At 63.6% G+C, this 19,631-nt stretch carries 19 protein-coding genes; 6 read left to right on the top strand and 13 right to left on the bottom strand.

Going from position 1 to position 19,631, the window contains the following annotated elements:
* The first annotated feature begins 3 nt into the window (after window positions 1-3).
* A complete protein-coding gene (locus F0P97_RS04260; protein ID WP_182285746.1) occupies window positions 4-657 on the top strand; it encodes a lytic transglycosylase domain-containing protein in 654 nt (217 codons plus the stop codon).
* A 109-nt stretch (window positions 658-766) separates the two neighbouring features.
* Here F0P97_RS04260 and F0P97_RS04265 read toward each other — a convergent pair whose 3' ends face one another.
* From F0P97_RS04265 to hemA, 8 genes are all read right to left on the bottom strand, one after another.
* A complete protein-coding gene (locus F0P97_RS04265) occupies window positions 767-2,152 on the bottom strand; it encodes a hemolysin family protein (protein WP_182285747.1) in 1,386 nt (461 codons plus the stop codon).
* Window positions 2,153-2,249: 97 nt separating this feature from the next.
* Complete coding sequence (locus F0P97_RS04270; RefSeq protein ID WP_182285748.1) at window positions 2,250-2,708, bottom strand: ribonuclease HI family protein; 459 nt, start codon at window positions 2,706-2,708, stop codon at window positions 2,250-2,252.
* 31 nt (window positions 2,709-2,739) lie between these two features.
* Complete coding sequence (gene grxD / locus F0P97_RS04275; protein ID WP_003058519.1) at window positions 2,740-3,060, bottom strand: Grx4 family monothiol glutaredoxin; 321 nt, start codon at window positions 3,058-3,060, stop codon at window positions 2,740-2,742.
* A 127-nt stretch (window positions 3,061-3,187) separates the two neighbouring features.
* Window positions 3,188-4,045 (bottom strand): peptide chain release factor N(5)-glutamine methyltransferase, encoded by an 858-nt coding sequence (gene prmC / locus F0P97_RS04280; RefSeq protein ID WP_182285749.1) that lies wholly within the window; start codon window positions 4,043-4,045, stop codon window positions 3,188-3,190.
* 31 nt (window positions 4,046-4,076) lie between these two features.
* The gene (locus F0P97_RS04285; RefSeq protein ID WP_182285750.1) at window positions 4,077-4,610 is read right to left on the bottom strand and encodes an SUKH-3 domain-containing protein; all 534 of its coding nucleotides are present in this window, start codon (window positions 4,608-4,610) and stop codon (window positions 4,077-4,079) included.
* Between the two features lie 9 nt (window positions 4,611-4,619).
* Entirely contained in the window at window positions 4,620-6,596 is a 1,977-nt protein-coding gene (locus F0P97_RS04290) for a PEP/pyruvate-binding domain-containing protein (RefSeq protein WP_182285751.1), read from the bottom strand.
* Window positions 6,597-6,694: 98 nt separating this feature from the next.
* On the bottom strand, window positions 6,695-7,774 hold the full coding sequence (gene prfA, locus F0P97_RS04295; protein ID WP_182285752.1) for a peptide chain release factor 1: 1,080 nt from the start codon (window positions 7,772-7,774) through the stop codon (window positions 6,695-6,697).
* A gap of 124 nt (window positions 7,775-7,898) precedes the next feature.
* Window positions 7,899-9,203: a glutamyl-tRNA reductase gene (gene hemA / locus F0P97_RS04300; RefSeq protein WP_182285753.1), complete on the bottom strand. Its 1,305-nt coding sequence runs from the start codon at window positions 9,201-9,203 to the stop codon at window positions 7,899-7,901.
* A 54-nt stretch (window positions 9,204-9,257) separates the two neighbouring features.
* On the opposite strand from hemA, the gene F0P97_RS04305 reads away from it, so the two are divergent.
* Window positions 9,258-9,551 carry a hypothetical protein gene (locus tag F0P97_RS04305; RefSeq protein WP_232538125.1) on the top strand — a complete coding sequence of 98 codons (294 nt, stop codon included), beginning with the start codon at window positions 9,258-9,260 and terminating at the stop codon, window positions 9,549-9,551.
* Between the two features lie 89 nt (window positions 9,552-9,640).
* Here the strand turns inward: F0P97_RS04305 and F0P97_RS04310 are convergent, their stop codons facing one another.
* Window positions 9,641-10,546, bottom strand: a complete 906-nt coding sequence (locus tag F0P97_RS04310) for a LysR substrate-binding domain-containing protein (protein WP_182285754.1) — start codon at window positions 10,544-10,546, stop codon at window positions 9,641-9,643.
* Window positions 10,547-10,704: 158 nt separating this feature from the next.
* On the opposite strand from F0P97_RS04310, the gene F0P97_RS04315 reads away from it, so the two are divergent.
* The 4 genes from F0P97_RS04315 to F0P97_RS04330 all read left to right on the top strand — a co-directional run bounded on the left by F0P97_RS04315 (window position 10,705) and on the right by F0P97_RS04330 (window position 15,582).
* Window positions 10,705-11,694: a tripartite tricarboxylate transporter substrate binding protein BugE gene (locus F0P97_RS04315; protein ID WP_182285755.1), complete on the top strand. Its 990-nt coding sequence runs from the start codon at window positions 10,705-10,707 to the stop codon at window positions 11,692-11,694.
* Window positions 11,695-11,705: 11 nt separating this feature from the next.
* Window positions 11,706-12,599, top strand: coding sequence for an N-formylglutamate amidohydrolase (locus tag F0P97_RS04320; protein WP_182285756.1), 894 nt, complete (start codon window positions 11,706-11,708; stop codon window positions 12,597-12,599).
* A gap of 189 nt (window positions 12,600-12,788) precedes the next feature.
* A complete protein-coding gene (locus F0P97_RS04325; protein WP_182285757.1) occupies window positions 12,789-14,417 on the top strand; it encodes an SEL1-like repeat protein in 1,629 nt (542 codons plus the stop codon).
* 181 nt (window positions 14,418-14,598) lie between these two features.
* A complete protein-coding gene (locus F0P97_RS04330) occupies window positions 14,599-15,582 on the top strand; it encodes a Bug family tripartite tricarboxylate transporter substrate binding protein (protein ID WP_232538126.1) in 984 nt (327 codons plus the stop codon).
* A gap of 202 nt (window positions 15,583-15,784) precedes the next feature.
* Here F0P97_RS04330 and ugpQ read toward each other — a convergent pair whose 3' ends face one another.
* The 4 genes from ugpQ to ugpA all read right to left on the bottom strand — a co-directional run bounded on the left by ugpQ (window position 15,785) and on the right by ugpA (window position 19,549).
* Window positions 15,785-16,561 carry a glycerophosphodiester phosphodiesterase gene (gene ugpQ / locus F0P97_RS04335; protein WP_182285758.1) on the bottom strand — a complete coding sequence of 259 codons (777 nt, stop codon included), beginning with the start codon at window positions 16,559-16,561 and terminating at the stop codon, window positions 15,785-15,787.
* A gap of 179 nt (window positions 16,562-16,740) precedes the next feature.
* Window positions 16,741-17,748, bottom strand: coding sequence for a sn-glycerol-3-phosphate import ATP-binding protein UgpC (locus F0P97_RS04340; protein ID WP_182285759.1), 1,008 nt, complete (start codon window positions 17,746-17,748; stop codon window positions 16,741-16,743).
* A 65-nt stretch (window positions 17,749-17,813) separates the two neighbouring features.
* Window positions 17,814-18,665, bottom strand: coding sequence for a sn-glycerol-3-phosphate ABC transporter permease UgpE (gene ugpE / locus F0P97_RS04345; RefSeq protein ID WP_182285760.1), 852 nt, complete (start codon window positions 18,663-18,665; stop codon window positions 17,814-17,816).
* A 2-nt stretch (window positions 18,666-18,667) separates the two neighbouring features.
* Window positions 18,668-19,549: a sn-glycerol-3-phosphate ABC transporter permease UgpA gene (ugpA, locus tag F0P97_RS04350; RefSeq protein WP_182285761.1), complete on the bottom strand. Its 882-nt coding sequence runs from the start codon at window positions 19,547-19,549 to the stop codon at window positions 18,668-18,670.
* Window positions 19,550-19,631: the final 82 nt, after the last annotated feature.

Here is a 19,631-nt window from a genome sequence, read left to right on the forward strand (position 1 = left end):
TCAATGCCGGAAATCCTCCTCAGCCGCCGCTCCTGCCTGACTGCCGCAGCCTCGCTAGCCGTTCCATCGGCGGGCTGGCTGCTGCCGCACACCGCATGGGCGGGCGGTCAGCTGGAGGAGCCGCTGGCGGATTCGGTACGTACGGCCCTGAGTGCAGCGGTGGCCGGCTCTGGGGCTCCGCCCGAGCTGGAATTCACCTCCACAGAGGCGCGCATGAGCTATCTGCGCTGGCTGGTGGCTTGCAGCGACAAGCTGGCCAAGCGCAAGCCCGATCCTCAGGCACGGCGCGAGTTCCTGCAGACCGTCTGGTATGAGTCCAAGCGCGCGGGCCTTGATGTGTCCATGGTCATGGGCCTGATTCAGGTGGAGAGCGGCTATCGCAAATACGCCATCTCCAGCGTGGGTGCACGTGGCTATATGCAGATCATGCCGTTCTGGATGCGGCTGATCGGTGACGGCGATATCGGCAAGCTGTTCCATATGCAGACCAATCTGCGCTTCGGCTGCGTGATCCTGCGCCACTACATGGATCGCGAAAAGGGCGATGCCTATATGGCACTGGGCCGCTACAACGGCAGCCGGGGCCAGCCCCAGTATCCGAATGCCGTGTTCGGCGCGCAGCGGCGCTGGCTGGTGGAAGAGCCGCAGCCGGTCTGATACCGTGGCGATAGACAGAAAAAAGAGAGCGCATGGCGCTCTCTTTTTATTGTTTTCAGCAATAAAGGAACCTGAAGTCCTTTGGGAATAAGCGCAAGAAGCTCTTGATTCAGGAGTGGCTGCTTTTGCTGGCCTGGGCCTGGGCAGCGCTGCCCTGTACCTTGGCCGCAGCGGCCGCCGAAGGTGCGGCAGATTCGGCCCCGGGCTCGGGCAGATGGGTCACCATGACCTGGTCGATGCGGTAGCTGTCCACGTCCAGCACTTCAAACTTGTAGCCGCCCCAGATCACCGCATCGGTGCGGCGCGGCACGCGGCGGAGCATGACCATCAGGAAGCCGCCCAGGGTTTCGTATTCATCGTCATGCGGCATATCGTCCAGCTGCAGCACGCGCATCACATCCTCGACGGGGGTGACGCCGTCGATCAGCCAGGAATGCTCGTCGCGGCGGATGATCTGCTCTTCCTCGTCAGAAGGGCTGACCAGATCGCCCATCACCGTGCTCATCACATCGTTCAGGGTGACGACACCGACGACGCGGCTGTACTCGTTGACGATGACGGCAAAGTCTTCGTGCACCATGCGGAACTGCTCCAGCACCTCTGCAAGACTCAGTCGGTCGGGCACGATGAGCACCTTGTGAATCAGCGACTCATCCTGCAGGGACAGAGGCTGGTTGTTGAGCGCGCGCTGGAACAGGTCCTTGGCGTCCACATAGCCGATCACATGGTCGATATCGCCGTCGCAGACCGGGTAGGTGGAGAAGGGCTCCTCGGCAATGCGGGCGCGAATGATGGCGTCGGCGTCATCCTTGAAGAAAAAGGCAATGCGCTCGCGCTGCGTCATGGCCGAGGCCACGATGCGCGAGTCCAGCTCGAACACGTTGGCAATCACCTGCTGTTCGCGGGCGGCCAGCACGCCGGCCTTGGTGCCCGCTTCGGTCATGGCCAGGATGTCGTCACTGGTGATGCGCTCGTCGCGCGTGGCAGGCAGGCCGAGCAGGCGAAACAGGGTGTCGGTCGCCAGGTTGTAGAACCAGATGATGGGCTTGAAGATCACCACAAACCAGCGCATGGGCGCGAGCACGCGCACCACATAGCGCTCGGGCTCGTTCATGCTGATGCGGCGCGGCAACAGGTCGGCCAGCAGGATGAAGGCCGAGGTGACTATGAAAAACGAGAGCAGGAAGCCGAGCGTCGTCGAGAGGCTGGGCGAGAACCAGATCGAGAAAAACTCGGTCAGCGCGGGGCTGAACGCCCCCTCACCAACGATGCCGCCGAGGATGGCGACGGCATTCTGTCCCACTTGCACCACGGTGAAATATTCGCCCGGCTGCTCCTGTACGCGCAGGGCATGCTCGGCTCCCTCATTGCCATCGTCGGCCATCTGGCGCAGGCGCAGGCGGCGGGAGGCGGCCAGAGAAATCTCCGCCACAGAGAAAAAGGCGCTGAGCAGAATCAGCAGAACAATCACCGCAAGGCTTTGGGACACACTCATAGGCAGGGCTGCTGCGGCACGTCGACGTGCCTGCGGCCGGTTATCAAGGAGTCTCTATTCGACCACATAAAGCCTGTGGCAGGCAGCTGTACTGGCTTCAGGGGTGAAGCGCGGCTGCCGAATGGGCCATGCGTGCCAGCGCATCGGCCTCGGTATTGCGGTGTCTGGGCACCCATTGCAGCACCAGCTCGTCAAAGCCCTGCATCTGTGCACGGGCGGCCTCGAACAGCTGGCTGAGCCGCGCAATCGGCCGTGCCGGCCTGGCCATGGGCGGGCCGAGCTGCTCCAGCAGCACCCGGGAGTCGGTGCGCACGGTCAGGCTGCGCGCGCCGAGATCGCGTGCCAGCGTCAGGGCCGCCATCAGGGCCCGCAGCTCGGCTTCGTTGTTGCAGCCGCTGCGGTGCAGATCCTGCGACAGCGTATGGCGACTGCCATCGGGCAGCTGCAGCAACACGCCCAGGCTCATGGGGCCGGGGTTGGGCAGGGCGCTGCCATCGACATGGATGCAGCAGTGATGGGCGGGCGCGGGCTTGGGGGGCGGCATGAAAAAAGCCACCGGGGGCCGGTGGCTTGCAGACAGCTTGAGCTTACTTGGCGGCCAGCACTTGCTGCAGCTCGCCCGATTCATACATCTCCATCATGATGTCCGAGCCGCCGATGAATTCGCCCTTGATGTAGAGCTGGGGGATGGTGGGCCACTGGCTGTAGTCCTTGATGCCCTGGCGGATTTCCTGGTCTTCCAGCACGTTCACGGTGGCGATGGACTTGGCATCCACACCGCAGGCCTTGAGGATCTGGATGGCACGGCCGGAGAAGCCGCACTGAGGGAAGCTGGCGTTGCCCTTCATGAACAGCAGGATGTCGTTGTTCTTGACCAGGTCGTCGATGCGTTGTTGAGTGTTGCTCATAGTGGGCTCCGGATTTTGGAAATGGCGGTACCAGCCGCGATGTCTGCAATTATTTCACCGACCGCAAGCAATGCGATGCTGTGAGGAAATCTTGCTGTCTGGATATTTGGGGGCTCAGTTCTGGAAATCAAGCCTTGTCAGGGCGGCAGCCGCCCGTGCAGCGCGCAATGCCGGCCAGGTCGTGGCGGTGCTGGACCTGCCCGAAGCCCGCAGCCCGCATCAGCTGCGCCACGTCTTCGGCCTGATCCCAGCCATGCTCGAAAAGCAGCCAGCCGCCGGCCTTCAGGTGTGCCGGGGCCTGGTCGATGATGCTGCGTATGTCCTCCAGCCCATCCGCGCCGCTGGCCAGGGCCGACAGTGGCTCGTGGGTCAGTGCCGCCAGGTGCGGGTCGTCGGCGCGGATATAGGGCGGATTGCTGACGATCAGATCGACAGGTTCCTGCCCGTTCAAGGGCTCCAGCCAGCTGCCGTGGGCAAACTGCACGGGCAGTTGGAGCCGGGCGGCGTTGCTGCGGGCCACGGCCAGGGCATCGGCGCTGGCGTCCACGGCAATGACCCGGGCTGCGGGGCGCTGGCTTTGCAGGGCCAGGGCAATGGCTCCGCTGCCGGTGCCCAGGTCTACGACGCTGACCGGCTGCCCTTCGGGCATGAGCTCCAGCGCCCAGTCCACCAGGGTTTCGGTATCGGGGCGCGGGTCCAGCACCCTGCTGTCCACCGCCAGATCCAGGCCGTAGAACTCCTTGCTTCCGGTCAGGTAGGCGACAGGCGTGCCTTGCTGGCGCAGGGCGCATAGCTGGCTCCAGCGGGCCTGCTGCTCGGCGTCCAGCATATCGCCGTCATGGGTGATGAGCCAGGCGCGGGCATGCGCTGGCTGCTGCATCAGGTGCAGCAGCAGCATCTGGGCATCGACACGCGCCAGGCCTTGGCTGGCGGCTTGCTGCAGGGCCTGGGCAACGGAGAAAGAGGGGGGCGAGAATTCGGTCATGGCTTGGCCGGAGGCGATCTTCTTCGGAAATTCAGCAAGGGTATATCTCGGGGGCGCCCGCCTTGTAGAGCGTGCCGTACAACTGGGTCGATGGCTGGCCAGGCTCGAGCATGGGGCGTGAGCGTATACCCAGCAGCAGGTGCTCCAGCGCCTGCTGAAGATTCTCGCCCTCGAAGCTCATGCCTGCAAAAGACCAGGAAAAGCAGCGTCCATCGCCCGCCATCAGCAGCTGGCCATGGGCATGGTGAACGTCGGCAAGCGCTATCAGCCGGGTGTCTAGGCGCTGTTCCCAGGAGAGCAGGGCGTCGTCCGCATCTTCGCCGGTGAAATATGCTTCAAGCCAGTCAAACTCTATATCGCTGCTGGCGCATTCCCGGCCCTTGCCCACCTGGCCTATATGCAAGCCCGCCAGGTTCTGCAGTGCAGCCACGGCAGGGTGGCAGGCCAGACTGGGCTGCTGGTCCAGAGCGCTCCGGACAGGCGTGGGTATGGCGACCTCTCGCTGCGGGGTCCAGCCCTGGGCTTGCAGCAGTTCAATCACGACAGGTGACTCGAAATTCGGCATGGCGGATTCTTAACGTCCGGGCGCCGAGATGAAGGGGCGCGACTGCAGGATGATGAGCTGATCGCCCTGTACGGCCCACTCGATGTCCTGGTCCCTGCCGCCAAAGCGTTGCTTGATGCCGGCTCCGGCGCGGGCCAGTCGCTGCACCAATGCGTCGCTGAGCACGGCGCGGCCGGCCGCAACCGCCACTTCACGCACGCCGCCCCTGGCATCCAGCTGCAGCGCCACATCGTCCTGCGAGCGGTTGAGCACCTGCACGGCCTTGCTGCGGCTGGAGTAGAGGATTTGCTCTGCAACCCGCCGGCCCTCGACCACGAGGATGCCTATGCCGCGCTTGGCGGCGATATAGCTCATGTAGCGGTGCGAGGCATCGAAGGGGTCGCGGGTGATCATCACCCCCGATGCGGAGGCGTCCACGGCTTTTTGTACAAACACCGACATCATCACCTGAGCGTCGTCTATGCCCGCCGCCTGTCTGGCTTCCCAGGCCTCGAAGTTGTAGACCGAGGCCCAGACCTTGCGCACGGCGGCGGCCAGATCCGTGCCGCTGCGCACATTGGGCACGGTGGTGTAGAGGCCTGCTCCGCTGAAGTTGGGCAGGTCCTCGGAGCTGGAAGAGCTGCGTACGAACACGCCCTGGCTGCCTAGCTGGCCGGACCAGCGCTGTGCCCATCCATCGGCTGCGGCCGGACTGACGGGCCATTGCTCGATGTCTGCCTGCAGAGCAGACAGGGCCTGCTTTCGAAGGCCTGCATCCGTCGCAAAACCGGGCTGCTGGCGCATGCGGGCAATGCGCTCGGCCAGGCCGTTGGCGCGCATGAAGTCGGCATAGGCGGCGAACGGAATGCAAAAGCCATCGGGCACGCTGACGTCCGCCAGGCGGGCGGACTGGATCTCGCCCAGATTGGCGGCCTTGGCACCGCAGCGGCGGCGATCCGCGCTGCGCAGGGCGGCCAGGGGCACCAGCTCGCTGCGACGCAGATCGGGCTGCAGCAAGACCTTGCGGCCCTTGGCGGGCTGGCGCAGTGCCTGCTGCTCCGCGCTCTGTTGTTCGGCAGCCGTGGCGGTGCGCAGCGCAAAGCTGGCGGGCTGTACGTCGATATGCACCCAGCGGCCGTTGAAGGCAGCGTATTGCTCGGCCGCTTTTTGCACATAGGCATTGGGTATGCCCCAGCCGCGCGCCAGCAGATTGACATGGGACAGCACTGTGGACGGCCTTTCCGTCACCACGCCGGCCACGGGCGGCAGGCTGATGGGCACTTCGCGCAGCAGCACGATGTCATTGGGCTGAAGATCATTCACCTCTTCAGCCTGGTTCAGGATGCGCAGCCGGCCCACGGCCTGACCCTGGTTCAGCGGCAGATAGGTCTGGGCACCCAGCAACTGGGCCTGGGTGACCGCTGCAATACCGGCCTGCTGGGCCACGGCTTCTTGCTGAGTGGAGTTGGCCTTGAAGCGCACAGGGGCGAAGAAGCCGGTTTTCAGTGCAGCTGCCGTGGTCTGCAGCAGCCCGGGCGTGAGCTGGTCGCCCTCCCAGAACTCGTAGCTGTAGTCCTTGAGCGCGGGTTGCCAGCTCAGCGTGCCGAGAATGAAGCGGCGGTCCGGCTCGCGGTAATTGCGGTTGAGCGCAGGCTTGCCGCCCTGCAGCAGGCCTTTGGCACGCAGGAAATCTTCGTGAAACGCATAGCGCGGCGTGTTGATGAAATGCAGCGGTGCGCTCTTGCTGTGGCGGTCGATCACAAACAGCACATGGGGCATGGCGCTGGCCGGGTCGAAGATACGGGCCACGCGGTCGAAATCGGCGCGGCTGGTCAGCGCTGGCAGGCTGGCAGCAGCGTTACGGTTGCCGCTGGCGTCGACCGGGCTTCCCGCACCCGAGTCATAGGCCGATGGCTTGCGCAAGGCCTGGGCCTGGGCGGCGGTCGATGCGAACAATAGGCCCGATAGCAGAGCAGACACCAGAATCGGTAAAAAGCGCTGTGTCATCTTGAAATTGTCCCCATTTCTGGCGAGTCGTTCGAACGGGCCGGGTTCGAGCCGGCTACAGCCAGGCTGTTCCCTGCCGCAGGGCAATGCCTGTGGCCTCAGGATGCGGCCAGCTCTGCCAGCAGCTCGGCCTCGCGTGCATGTTGCAGGGCCTGGATCACATCGCCCAGATCGCCTTCCATCACGGCCAGCAGCTTGTACAGCGTGAGGTTGATGCGGTGGTCGGTGAGGCGGCCCTGGGGGAAGTTGTAGGTGCGGATGCGGTCGCTGCGGTCGCCCGAGCCGATCAGGCCCTTGCGCATGGCCGCTTCCTTGGCGGCCCGCTCGCTGCGTTCCTTTTCCTGGATGCGGGCCTGCAGCACCTGCAGGGCCTTGGCCTTGTTGCTGTGCTGGCTGCGGCCGTCCTGGCATTCGGCCACGATGCCCGTGGGCAGGTGGACCACGCGCACGGCGGAGTCGGTCTTGTTGATGTGCTGGCCACCGGCACCACTGGCGCGAAAGGTGTCGATGCGCAGATCGGCGGGATTGAGCGTGATGGCCTCGGCCTCATCGGGTTCGGGCATCACGGCCACGGTGCAGGCGCTGGTGTGGATGCGTCCCTGGGTTTCGGTGGCGGGCACACGCTGCACGCGGTGGCCACCCGACTCGAAGCGCAGCGCGCCATACACATGGTCACCCTCGATGCGCAGCACCACTTCCTTGTAGCCACCGATTTCGTTTTCGCTGGCGCTCATCACTTCCACCTTCCAGCCCACGTTGGCGGCGTAGCGGGTGTACATGCGGGTCAGGTCGCCGGCAAACAGGGCCGACTCGTCGCCGCCCGTGCCGGCGCGGATTTCGACAAAGGCGGGGCGGGCATCGTCGGGGTCCTTGGGCAGCAGCAGGCGCTGCAGCTCGTCCTCGAGCTTGATCAGCTCGGCTTCGCCGCTGACGATCTCTTCCTGCGCCATTTCGGCCATGTCGGGGTCGTTCAGCATTTCACGCGCGGCGGCCATGTCGGCTTCGGTCTGCAGGTAGCGGGTGTAGCGGCTGGCAATGGCCGTCACATCGGCATGCTCGCGCGAAATGGTCCGGTACTGCTTCATGTCGCCCATGATGTCTTCGCGCGAGAGCAGGAAATCCAGCTCCTGCAGGCGTTGGGCATAGCGTTCGAGCTGGTTGCGCAAAAAGTCTTGCATAGGGGGTACCGAGAGCTTGGGAAAGGTGAGGGTGCTCACCTTTGTGGAGTCAGGAAAGAGGGAGGGCGGGCCACGGTCGGGCCTTGCTGCACGAGGACGGCAGCGCCAAAGCGGGCGAGCGCCGCTAAAGCTTGCTGGGGTTGCGGCTGGCGCGCAGGAACAGACGGGAGACGGTGTCCGCTGTCTGGGCACGCTCTTCGGCGTCGCCCTTGTGCAGCTCGGCCATGGTGCCGTGCAGCATTTTCTGTGTGAGGCCGCGCGAGAGCGCTTCCAGCACGGTGTCGATGTCTTCACCCTTGGCCAGCAGCTTTTTGGCACGGGCAATTTCCAGCGCGCGCCATTCGTCGGCCTGGGCATTGACCTGCTGGATCAGCGAGACCGCGCCACCCACGGGATTGCGCTGGTCCATCCATTGCATAAAGCTTTGCACGCCGGTGTCGATGATGACCTCGGCCTGCTGCACGGCGGCCTGGCGCTGGGCCTGACCGGTGCGCACGACGGTTGCCAGATCGTCCACGGTATAGAGGTAGACGTCGTTGAGGTCTTTGACCTCGGCTTCAATATCGCGCGGCACGGCCAGATCCACCATGAAGATGGGGCGGCGCTTGCGCTTCTTGAGAGCGGACTCCACGGCACCCAGGCCGATGATGGGCAGGGTGGATGCCGTGCAGCTAATGATGGCGTCGTACTCGTGCAGGTGCTCGGGCAGGTCGGCCAGGCGCATGGTGCCGGCGCCGAACTGGGCGGCCAGCTTCTCGCCGCGCTCCATGGTGCGGTTGGCGATGGTGATCTGCCTGGGGTTGCGGGCTGCAAAGTGGGTGGAGACCAGCTCGATCATCTCGCCCGCGCCCACGAACAGCACGCGAATCTTGCTCAGGTCTTCGAACAGCTGGCCGGCCAGACGCACGGCGGCGGCAGCCATGGAGATGCTGTGCGCGCCGATCTCGGTGGAGCTGCGCACTTCCTTGGCCACGGCAAAGCTGCGTTGGAACAGCTGGTTGAGCGTGGTGCCCAGGGCTCCCGCAGTCTCGGCCGCGCGCACGGCGTTCTTCATCTGGCCAAGGATCTGTGCCTCGCCCAGCACCATGGAGTCCAGCCCCGAGGCCACGCGGAAGGCGTGACGGGCGACCGAGCCGTCCTGCAGCAGATACGAGTGCTGGCGCAGCAGCTCAGGCGCTACGCCGCCGCTGTTGGCCAGCCAGTGCATGGTGTGATCCATGGCCGGGGCGTCGGCGGCGCAGTAGATCTCGGTGCGGTTGCAGGTGGAGAGGATGGCAGTTTCCACGCCACTGTGAACCCGGCCCGCGTGGGACAGGGATGCGCGCAGGCCTTGCAGCGTCGGCGCGATCTGATCGAGCGCGAACGCAAAACGGCCCCGCATATCGAGCGGCGCCGTGTGGTGATTGATACCTAAAGCCCAGACTGCCATAACAGGGGATTATAAAATTTAGTACCGAATTGGGCACCCCCCGGGCTCAAAGCCTTGGAATCGATTGTTGCCATGGATTTTGTTGCGAGCGTTAATCATTTACTCAACTTCCTCGCCCCGGCGTTTTTTCTCGCTCTGGGCCTGGCAATCTGTGCTCGCTTTTTAAAGCAAAACAAGGCTGGAGCCCAATCCTTCATTGCGCAGGTAGCTATTAATTTCATATTGGGTGCGGCGGTTTTGCTGGTCAGTCTCTGGTTGTTTTCACGCGACGGCAAGATGCTCGCTTATGCCGCACTGGTCTGTACAAGTGCCTGCTGCCAGTGGGTGCTTTCCAGAGCCTGGCGCTGATTGGCGTACCGGCTGGAAAGCTGTTTTGCGTGAAATCTTGATCTGACTCAAGAGTGTCTGTTGTATTCGCGCCAGTGTCTGGCCAGGCCTCAGTCGCTGACAGCCCTGGGACCGGCCTGCTCCAGTATCCAGCTGCGAAACTGCTTTAAGGCCTCCGTCGGAGAGCGGCTGCCTTGCTGGCACAGAAAGTAGCCGCGCTCGATATGCACCGGCGCATTCAGCGCCAGAGCCACGCGTCCCGATGCCAGATCCTCTTCCACCAGACAGCGCTGAACCATGGCTGTGCCCATGCCGGCAGCCACGGCCTGCACCAGCAGGGCCACGGTCTCAAAGTCCGCAACCGGGGCAGGGCAGGGCTGGCTCAGGCCCCGGGCCTGCATCCAGCTGGCCCAGTTGCCCGGGTAGTTGGTGTGAAACAGCAGCGGGCGGTTCAGCAAATCCTGCTCGCTGCGGATGGGGTTTGGCCCCTGCAGCTCGCGCGGGTGGCAGATGGGTATCAGGTCGCGGCCGATCACATATTCGGCCTCCACGCCTGCCGGCCAGTGCTGGCTGCCGACGCGAATCCAGGCATCGATCTCCGGCGCATTGAGCGGATCGTCGCGCCGGTAGGGCGCGAAGGAGAGCATGATCTGCGGGTGACGGCGGTTGAAGTCGGGCAGGCGCGGAATCAGCCAGTGGCTGAACAGCGTGGGAATGACGGACAGGCGCAGCTGCGGCCCGTGGCGGCGCCTGCGGGCGGCGGCCGACGCAGCCTCTATCGCCATCACGGCAGGCTCTATCGCCTGCAGATAGTCCTGTCCTGCAGCGGTGAGCGCGTTGCGTCTGCCCAGGCGCTCGAACAGGGCAAAGCCCAGATGTTCCTCAAGCCTGGCGATGGCCCGGCTGATGCCGCCCTGCGTCACATACAGCTCCTGCGCAGCGAGCGAGTAACTGCCCAGGCGTGCAGCGGCGGCAAAGGCGTGAAGTTCGGAGAGGGAGGGGGAGTGCATGCGCATGACGGTTTGGATTATGACGGTTGGTAATACTTGCGTGCCGTCTTGTCGCTTTTCGCCATGCGGCCTGGAGCACAGAATGAAACAAAGGTCGGGGCGTCCGGTGAAACGCTCCGGACCGACCCATAACCAGTCTTTCAAGAGATCCAAGGAGAAGCCGCATGGCCATTCGTCGTACCGTTCTGTCGTCCATTGCCGCCTGCGCAGCGGCAGCGGCGCTGTCCCCCGCATTCGCTGCCAATGCCGCAGCGGACTACCCCAATCGCCCCATCCGCCTGGTTGTGCCCTTTGGCGCCGGAGGTTCCACCGACATGGTGGCGCGTCTGCTGGCCGAGAAAATGAGCATCGTGCTCGGCAAGTCCGTGGTGGTGGACAACAAGGGCGGCGCGGGCGGCTCCATCGGGGCGACTGAAATCGCCAAGGCGGCACCCGACGGCTACACCATCGGCATGGCCACTGTGTCCACCCATGGCTCCAACCCCGCCATCTTCCGCAAGCTGCCTTATGACGCGATCAAGGACTTCGCTCCCATCACCAATGTGATGAGCGTGCCCAGCGTGTTCGTGGTGAACGCCAGCGTGCCTGCCAAGACCATGAAGGAATTCATTGCACTGGCCAAGGCCAACCCCGACAAGTACACCTTTGCATCGCCGGGCACGGGTTCCCTGGGTCATGCCAATATCGAGAACTTCATGAACCTCGCGGGCATTCAGCTGCTGCACATTCCCTACAAGGGTGCGGGCCAGGCGATTACCGATGCGCTGGGAGGACAGGTCAACGCCATGACGGACAACCTGCCCTCGACCCTGCCGCATATCAAGGCCGGCCAGCTGCGTCCTCTGGCCGTGCTGGCGCTCAAGCGCAGCGATGTGCTGCCCGATGTGCCCACCTATACCGAGCTGGGCTACCCCCAGATGGGTGACGGCGGCTGGTTCGGCCTGGTGGCGCCTGCGGGCACACCCAAAGCGATCATCGACAAGCTCAACGCTGCGGCCCACAAGGTCATGGCTTCGCCTGACTATCTGGAAAAGCAGAAGTCCATCTCCGGCGAGTCCATGGGCAACACGCCCGAGCAGTTTGCCAAGCAGATCAAGACCGCGATCGAGCGTTACACGGCCGTGGCCAAGCGCGCCAATATCAAGCTGGACTGATGAAGGTTTGAATGTCTGTGCCTGATTTTCTGCAAGCCAGACCGGCCGAGCCGGTGCTGGTGCACCCGGCCCGGGGCGAGGTCCTGCCCATAGTCTGCGACTCGCCGCACAGCGGCACGGCCTATCCCGAGGATTTCGGCGCCGTCGTGCCCATGAGCCTGCTGCGCCGTGGCGAGGACACGCATGTGGCCGTGCTCTGGGACCGCTGGCCCGAGTTCGGCGCGACGCTGCTGGAAGCGACTTTCCCGCGCACCTATGTCGATCCGAACCGCAACGAGTCCGACCTGGACCCCGCGCAGATCGAGGGCGAGTGGCCGGTGCCGCTGTCGCCCAGCATCAAGACCCAGCAGGGGCTGGGCCTGATCTGGCAGCGCATCAGCAAGGCCGGCGTGGCCACTCCCCTGTATGAGCGCAAGCGCACCGTTGCCGAGGTGCAGCACCGTATCGAGCGCTACTGGCGCCCCTATCACGCGGCGCTGGCGCAGGCCATCGACGATAGCGTGGCGCGCTTCGGGTCTGTGTGGCATCTGAATCTGCACTCCATGCCCAATGATGTGTACCAGCGACTGGGTCGCAGCGATGCGCCGCCGCTGGCCGACTTCGTGCTGGGCGACCGCGATGGCACGACCTGCGCGCCCGAGTTCATCCATCTGGTGGGCGATACGCTCAAGGGCTTCGGCTACAGCGTGGCCTATAACGAGCCCTATAAAGGGGTGGAGTTGATCGGGCGCATAGGCCAGCCGCAGCTCAATCGCCACTCGATGCAGATCGAGATCCGTCGCCCCGTCTATATGGACGAGGACACGCGCGAGCCGAATGCGGGCTTCGAGCCGCTGCGCATGCATTTTGCCAAGCTCATGCAGGTGCTGGCGGACTATGTGCGCCAGCAGATGATCAGACGCTGAAGCCTGTCCATCGCTCCAGGCCCGGCTTTGCCGGGCTTTTTCATGTCACGGCCAAATGTCAAAAAACTGTGGCTAGGATGCCGCGATTGAGGGATTCCTTACCGAAGCTGCTATCAGAATCAGTTACGCTCGCAGGTTGGTGTCATCGTATGTCTGATGTAACAACAAGCGTCTAGGAATCGTACCGGAATGAAGTTCACTCCCATCGCAGCGCTGGTCATGTCGAGTCTGGCGGCCTTTGCCCAGAGCGCATCCGCGCAAACCGGTGCGGAAGGTCGCATGAATTTTTTGCGCGATTCCAGAGCCGCCACATCGGGCCCCCAGTTTGAATTCAGCCGCCTGCAATATGGCCCGCTGCCGATTGCAGGCTCGCGCGTGGCCTCCACGGCCGGACCGCTGCAGGAGGCTGAGCGCGGCGATGCCAAGGCGCAGAACCAGCTGGGCGAGATGTATGTGCACGGCCAGGGCGTGCCCCAGAATGCCGCCACGGCCGCACAATGGTTCCGCAAGGCCGCGGCGCAGGGGCACGCGGGTGCCCAGAACAGCCTGGGTGCGCTGTATGCCAACGGCCAGGGCGTGCCTCAGAACTATCGCGAGGCGGCCCAGTGGTACGGCCGCGCGGCGCAGCAGAACAATGCCGTGGCGCAGTACAACCTGTCCCACCTCTATCAGGAGGGTCTGGGCGTGCCCCAGAGCTTCAGCACCGCTGCCCAGTGGCTGGAGAAATCCGCCGCCCAAGGCCATGTGACGGCCCAGTTCGAGCTGGGCCAGCGCTATCTCAAGGGCGATGGCGTGGCCGTCAATTACATGACGGCTGCAGACTGGTTCAAGAAAGCCGCCGATCAAGGCCATGCACAGGCGCAGAACCAACTGGGCTCCATGCTGTCCGACGGAGTGGGCGTGAAGCTGGACCCCGTGCAGGCCGCCCAGTGGCTGCAGCGCGCTGCCGAACAGGGCGACGCCAGGGCCCAGAACAGCCTGGGCCGCATGTATATGGATGGCGTGGGCGTCCCGCGCGACTACAAGCTGGCGGCGTCCTGGTTCCAGAAAAGCGCCGAGCAGTGGAATGCCGACGGCCAGAACCATCTGGGCCGTCTGTATCTTTACGGTCTGGGTGTGGAGCAAAGTCCTGCCTATGCGGCGCAATGGTTCCAGCGCGCGGCCGACCAGAATCATGCCGATGCCCAATACAACCTGGGCACCATCTATGCCGAAGGTCTGGGCACGCCCCAGAACTACGGCACGGCCCTGCAGTGGTATCAGAAGGCGGCCGAGCAAGGCCATGCTGCCGCCATCAACAATGTGGGCACCTTGTACGCCGAAGGCCGTGGCGTGCCGCAGAACTATGCGACGGCCATGCAGTGGTTCCGCCGCGCGGCCGACAAGGGCGATGCCTCGGCCCAGTTCAACCTGGCGCGTCTGTATGCCGATGGCCAGGGCGGTACCGCCAGCCCCGCTCAGGCGATGAAGTGGTACACCGCAGCGGCCGAGCAAGGTCATTCCGGTGCGCAGAACCGCCTGGGCGTGATGTACGCCGAAGGCCAGGGCGCTGCGCGCGACTACGGCAAGGCCGTGCAGTGGTATCAGCGTGCGGCCGAACAGGGCGACGCCGCAGCCCAGTACAACCTGGGGATGGTCTATGCACAGGGCCAGGGCGTGCCGCGTGACTATGCCAGGGCCTACTTCTGGTACAACCTGGCAGCCATGGAGCTGGGTGGCGACGCCGCCAAGCGCCGTGATGAAGCGGCCAACAAGCTCAGCATTGCCCAGGTGGCCGAGCAGCAGAACAAGGCCTTGGCCTGGCAGCCCAAGCGCTGATTGCCGCTTGGCATTCTGGCAGGCAAGCGCTTCTCTCGAGAAGCGCTTTTTTATGCCGGCCGGCTCCCGCCGTGGCTCAGGGCATGGCTCGAATGCCGCTGTCCGGTGCAGGTTGGCCGAGCCGGGTTTGCCTGGGCATTGCCTTGCGCGGCCGATGATTTTTAAAACCAAGGAGACAACAATGAACAGGACTTCAATGAATATGCTGGCCGGACTGATGGCTGGCGCAAGCCTGCTTTTGTCCGCGGGCGCACAGGCTCAGGACGCCTTTCCGACCAAGCCCATCCGCATCGTGCTGGGCTTTCCCGCTGGCGGCCCGCTGGATCAGCATGCCCGTCTGCTGACCGACAAGCTGCAGGGTGTGCTCGGTCAGCCGCTGGTGGTGGATTACAAGCCCGGAGCGGGCGGCTCCGTGGGGGCGCAGGACGTGATGCGCTCGCCCGCCGACGGCTACACGCTGATGCTGGCCAATACCGGTGTGATGGTCATCAACCCTGCGCTCTACAGCAAGCTGCCCTACAACACGCTCAAGGATTTCACGCCGATTGCCCGCACCGCCATGCAGCCGCTGGCGCTGCTGGTCAACAACAAGGTGCCGGCCAAGACGCTGACCGAGTTCACGACCTATGCCAAGGCCAACCCCGGCAAGATCAACTTCGGCTCGGCCGGCAACGGCGGCATCAGCCATCTGGTGCCAGAGATGTTCAAGAGCGCAGCGGGCGTGGATCTGGTTCACATTCCCTACAAGGGCAGCGCGCCTGCGTTCACCGATCTGATCGGCGGTCAGGTGCAGTTCATGGCAGAGAGCATTCCGCAGGCTGCGGCCTATCACAAGCAGGGCAAGGTGCGTGCGCTGGCCGTGACCAGCAAGGAGCGCAACCCCGCGCTGCCCGAGGTGCCGACCGCCATCGAGTCCGGCCTCAAGGGCTTCGAGGTGGTGGGCTTCTATGGCTTCCTGGCGCCTGCCGGTCTGCCCAAGGAGGTGACGGCCAAGCTCAGCAATGCCTTCCAGCAGGTGATGAGCATGCCTGACGTGAAGAGCCGCATGGTGGAGCAGGGCGCCGATCCGGCCTTCCTGGGCTCCGAAGCCTTCGGCAAGTTCCTGGCCGGCGAGACGCCGCGCTGGGCGGCAGCCGTCAAGGCCTCCGGCACGAAGCTGGATTGACACCCCCTGAGGCGCTTGCGCGGCTGCCCTGATTTGTAAGTGCCAGTATTGGAGGTGGTGAACGCAAAAAAGCCCGGCCACCTTGCAGTGTCCGGGTTTTTGTTTTGCTATGAATATAGAAGCTTCTTACGCTTGATCTGAAAAAAATTCAGTATGTATTGATACTGAAATTATTGGCAGATCTACGTAAGTAGCTACTGATTTACAGCTGCTCGCCTGTCTGCGCGGGGCTGAAAAGATCCACGCGGTCGGTGATGATGCCGTCCGTGCCCAGGTCGATCAGGCGCTGGGCGGCCCATTGGTCGTTGACGGTGTAGCTGCTGCAGTAGAGGCCGGCGTCATGCACCTTGGCCACCAGCTCGGGCGTCCACAGAGCATGGTTGAGCACCATGGCGCTGCAGTCCAGCTCCAGGGCCAGCTTCAGGTCGGCGTCGCCGCTGGCGTCGGCCAGCTTGTCCACCAGCAGGCCGCGCGGAATATGGGCTGCGGTCTCGCGGGCGCCCTTGAGCGATTCGGACTTGAACGAGGTGAACAGCGGCTGCACCTCGGTCTTCGGCCAGATGCGGTTCATCAGCTCGCCGCAGGCGCGGCCGGTCTCCAGTTCCTGGCCCGGCGTGGGCTTGATCTCCACATTCAGGTGCAGATGGTTGGCCAGGCACCAGCGGGCCAGGGCTTCGAGCGTGGGCAGCTGCTCGCCCGCATAGGCGCGCGAATGCCAGCTGCCGGCGTCGAGCCGGGCGATCTCTCCCATGCTCAGTGCGCCGCCAATGCCGCGGCCGTTGGTGGTGCGCTCCAGCGTGGCGTCATGCATCAGAAACAGCACGCCGTCCTGGCTGAGCTTGGCATCGCATTCAAAGAAGCGGTAGCCATGTTGCGCGCCCAGGCGGAAGGCGCTCATGGTGTTCTCCGGTGCCAGCTTGCCGGCGCCGCGGTGGGCCACCCAACGGGGGTAGGGCCAGGGTTTCAAAGCATTCGTCATAGTGAGTCCAACAAAGTTTGCGGCTTCATACTTCAGGGTAGCTTTGGGCGCGTCGATGAGAACTGGCGCAACCCATCTCAGAGACACCGAGCAAGAGCCGCCTTGCGGCGAAGGTGTCGTCCCCCTCCCGCGTAGCGAGAGAGGGGGAAGCGGCGCAGCCGCTCAGGGGGTGTTGCGATTTATACGCGTTTGCCGGTCTCGGCGTTGAACCAGTGCAGGCGGTCTTCGCGTGCCGAGATGCGGGCGGTTTCACCGGGCTTGGGATAGGGCTTGCCTTCTTCCACGCGCACGGTGACGTCTTCGTCGCCCACCTTACCGTAGAGCAGGCGTTCGGCGCCCAGCAGTTCCACGGTCTGCACCTTGAACTCCAGGCCACCGGTCTCCGCCAGGTCGAGATGCTCGGGACGGATGCCCAGGATCAGGCCGGGCTTGCCGTTGGGCGAGTGCTTGAGCAGGTTCATGGGAGGAGAGCCGATGAAACCCGCCACAAAGGTGGATGCCGGCGTGTGGTAGACCTCTTCCGGCGTGCCGAACTGCTCCACATGGCCGCCGTTCATCACCACCATGCGCTGGGCCAGGGTCATGGCCTCGACCTGGTCATGGGTCACGAACAGGCTGGTGATGCCCAGCTCGGCATGCAGCTTCTGGATTTCCAGGCGGGTCTGGCCGCGCAGCTTGGCGTCCAGATTGGACAGGGGTTCGTCGAACAGGAAGACCTGGGGCTGGCGCACGATGGCGCGGCCCATGGCCACGCGCTGACGCTGACCGCCCGACAGCTGGCGCGGCTTGCGGTCCAGCAGGTGACTCAGCTCCAGAATCTTGGCAGCCTTGTCCACGCGGCGCTTGATCTCGTCCTCGGGCACCTTGGCGAGCTTCAGGCCGTAGGCCATGTTCTCGTAGTTGCTCATGTGGGGGTAGAGTGCGTAGTTCTGGAACACCATGGCGATATTGCGCTTGGCGGGCTCCAGGTCGTTGACCTTGTTGCTGCCGATCAGCAGGTCGCCGTCGGTGATTTCTTCCAGGCCGGCGATCATGCGCAGCAGGGTGGACTTGCCGCAGCCAGAGGGGCCGACCAGCACGATGAATTCGCCGTCCTTGATTTCGACATTGATGCCGTGAATGACGGGCACGGCGGATTTGCCTGTGCCGTAGCGCTTGACGATGTTCTTCAGGGAGATGGATGCCATGAGAGGTATTCCGGGTATTCGTTCAATGGGTCAAAAGAAGGTGGTGGAGGCAGTGGTGACGAGCGTTATTTCTCGGTATCCACCAGGCCTTTGACAAACCACTTTTGCATCAGCATCACCACGGCTGTCGGGGGCAGCATGGCGAGAATGGCGGTCGCCATCACGATGTTCCAGTCCACGCTGGCATCGCCGCCGCCGCCCAGCATGCTCTTGATACCCACGACCACGGGGTACATGTCTTCCGAGGTGGTCATCAGCAGCGGCCACAGGTACTGGTTCCAGCCGTAGATGAACTGGATCACGAACAGCGCGGCAATCGAGGTCCTGGACAAGGGCACCAGAATGTCCTTGAAAAAGCGCATGGCGCCGGCGCCGTCAATCCGGGCGGCTTCCACCAGCTCGTCCGGCACGCTCAGGAAGAACTGGCGGAACAGGAAGGTGGCTGTTGCCGAGGCAATCAGGGGCAGGGACAGACCGGCGTAGCTGTTGAGCAGGCCCAGCTCGGCCACGACCTTGTAGGTGGGCAGGATACGCACTTCCACGGGCAGCATCAGCGTCAGGAAAATCGCCCAGAAGCAGAACATCTTGAACGGAAAGCGGAAGTACACGATGGCGAAGGCCGAGAGCAGCGAGATGGCGATCTTGCCCACGGTAATGATCATGGCCACGACAAAACTCACCCACATCATGCGCACGACATTGGTGTTGGAGCCAAGCTTGCCGGAGCCCAGCAGCGCTTCCTTGTAGTTGTCCCAAAGATGGGCGCCGGGCAGCAGCGGCATGGGGGCCTGCACGATTTCGCTGGCCGTGTGCGTGGAGGCGATCAGTGCCAGATACAGCGGGAAAGCCACGATGGCCACGCCAAGAATCAGCACGGCGTGGGAGAGGAAATTAAGCCAGGGGTTGCGATCCACCATGATCAGTACTGCACTTTCTTTTCAACATAGCGGAACTGGATCACCGTCAGCACGACGACGATAAACATCAGAATCACCGACTGCGCGGCCGAGCCGCCCAGGTCCAGCGCCTTGAAGCCATCCAGGTAGACCTTGTAGACCAGAATCGAGGTGGACTGGCCGGGGCCGCCATGCGTGGCTGCATCGATGATGCCGAAGGTGTCGAAGAAGGCGTAGACGATGTTGATCACCAGCAGGAAGAAGGTGGTGGGCGAGAGCAGCGGCAGCTGGATGTTCCAGAACCGGCGCCAGGGGCCTGCACCGTCGATCGAAGCGGCTTCGATCAAAGCCTTGGGGATGGATTGCAGTCCGGCGAGGAAGAACAGGAAGTTGTAGGAAATCTGCTTCCACACCGAGGCGATGACGATCAGCGCCATGGCCTGGTTTTCATTCATCAGGTGGTTCCAGTCGTAACCCAGCTTGCCCAGGTAATACGTCACCACGCCGATGGAGGGCGAGAACATGAAGACCCACAGCACGCCCGCGATCACGGGGGCCACGGCGTAGGGGATGATCAGCAAGGTCTTGTAGACCATGGCAAAGCGGATGATGCGATCCGCAAAGATGGCCAGAGCCAGCGAAATGGCAATGCCCACGCCGGCCACCAGCACTGAAAACAGTGCTGTGCGCTTGAAGGAGTTCAGATAGGTGGGGTCGGCGAACAACTGGCGGAAGTTGTCCAGACCCACCCATTCGCTACTCATGCCGAACGCGTCTTCCATCTGGAATGACTGGAGCACAGCCTGACCGGCGGGCCAGAAGAAGAAGATGCCGATGATCAGTAGCTGGGGGGCGATCAGCACCCAGGGAAGCCACTTGGATCGGAAAAGAACGCGTTTTTCCATGAGGAGTTACAAATAAAAAAACCGCCGGAGCCTGGGTGCAGTCAACGGGGTATTTGGGGGTGCAGAGCCTTGTTTGAAGGCC

Origin of the sequence: Comamonas testosteroni (assembly GCF_014076415.1) — a bacterium.
Lineage (GTDB): Bacteria > Pseudomonadota > Gammaproteobacteria > Burkholderiales > Burkholderiaceae_C > Comamonas > Comamonas testosteroni_F.

Excerpts from the sequence above, each read along its gene's own strand:
- F0P97_RS04260 (WP_182285746.1), top strand. The coding sequence starts at position 4 with ATGCCGGAAATCCTCCTCAGCCGCCGCTCCTGCCTGACTGCCGCAGCC.
- F0P97_RS04265 (WP_182285747.1), bottom strand. The coding sequence starts at position 2,152 with ATGAGTGTGTCCCAAAGCCTTGCGGTGATTGTTCTGCTGATTCTGCTC.
- grxD (WP_003058519.1), bottom strand. The coding sequence starts at position 3,060 with ATGAGCAACACTCAACAACGCATCGACGACCTGGTCAAGAACAACGAC.
- prmC (WP_182285749.1), bottom strand. The coding sequence starts at position 4,045 with ATGACCGAATTCTCGCCCCCCTCTTTCTCCGTTGCCCAGGCCCTGCAG.
- F0P97_RS04285 (WP_182285750.1), bottom strand. The coding sequence starts at position 4,610 with ATGCCGAATTTCGAGTCACCTGTCGTGATTGAACTGCTGCAAGCCCAG.
- F0P97_RS04290 (WP_182285751.1), bottom strand. The coding sequence starts at position 6,596 with ATGACACAGCGCTTTTTACCGATTCTGGTGTCTGCTCTGCTATCGGGC.
- prfA (WP_182285752.1), bottom strand. The coding sequence starts at position 7,774 with ATGCAAGACTTTTTGCGCAACCAGCTCGAACGCTATGCCCAACGCCTG.
- hemA (WP_182285753.1), bottom strand. The coding sequence starts at position 9,203 with ATGGCAGTCTGGGCTTTAGGTATCAATCACCACACGGCGCCGCTCGAT.
- F0P97_RS04310 (WP_182285754.1), bottom strand. The coding sequence starts at position 10,546 with ATGCGCATGCACTCCCCCTCCCTCTCCGAACTTCACGCCTTTGCCGCC.
- F0P97_RS04315 (WP_182285755.1), top strand. The coding sequence starts at position 10,705 with ATGGCCATTCGTCGTACCGTTCTGTCGTCCATTGCCGCCTGCGCAGCG.
- F0P97_RS04320 (WP_182285756.1), top strand. The coding sequence starts at position 11,706 with ATGTCTGTGCCTGATTTTCTGCAAGCCAGACCGGCCGAGCCGGTGCTG.
- F0P97_RS04325 (WP_182285757.1), top strand. The coding sequence starts at position 12,789 with ATGAAGTTCACTCCCATCGCAGCGCTGGTCATGTCGAGTCTGGCGGCC.
- F0P97_RS04330 (WP_232538126.1), top strand. The coding sequence starts at position 14,599 with ATGAACAGGACTTCAATGAATATGCTGGCCGGACTGATGGCTGGCGCA.
- ugpQ (WP_182285758.1), bottom strand. The coding sequence starts at position 16,561 with ATGACGAATGCTTTGAAACCCTGGCCCTACCCCCGTTGGGTGGCCCAC.
- F0P97_RS04340 (WP_182285759.1), bottom strand. The coding sequence starts at position 17,748 with ATGGCATCCATCTCCCTGAAGAACATCGTCAAGCGCTACGGCACAGGC.
- ugpE (WP_182285760.1), bottom strand. The coding sequence starts at position 18,665 with ATGGTGGATCGCAACCCCTGGCTTAATTTCCTCTCCCACGCCGTGCTG.
- ugpA (WP_182285761.1), bottom strand. The coding sequence starts at position 19,549 with ATGGAAAAACGCGTTCTTTTCCGATCCAAGTGGCTTCCCTGGGTGCTG.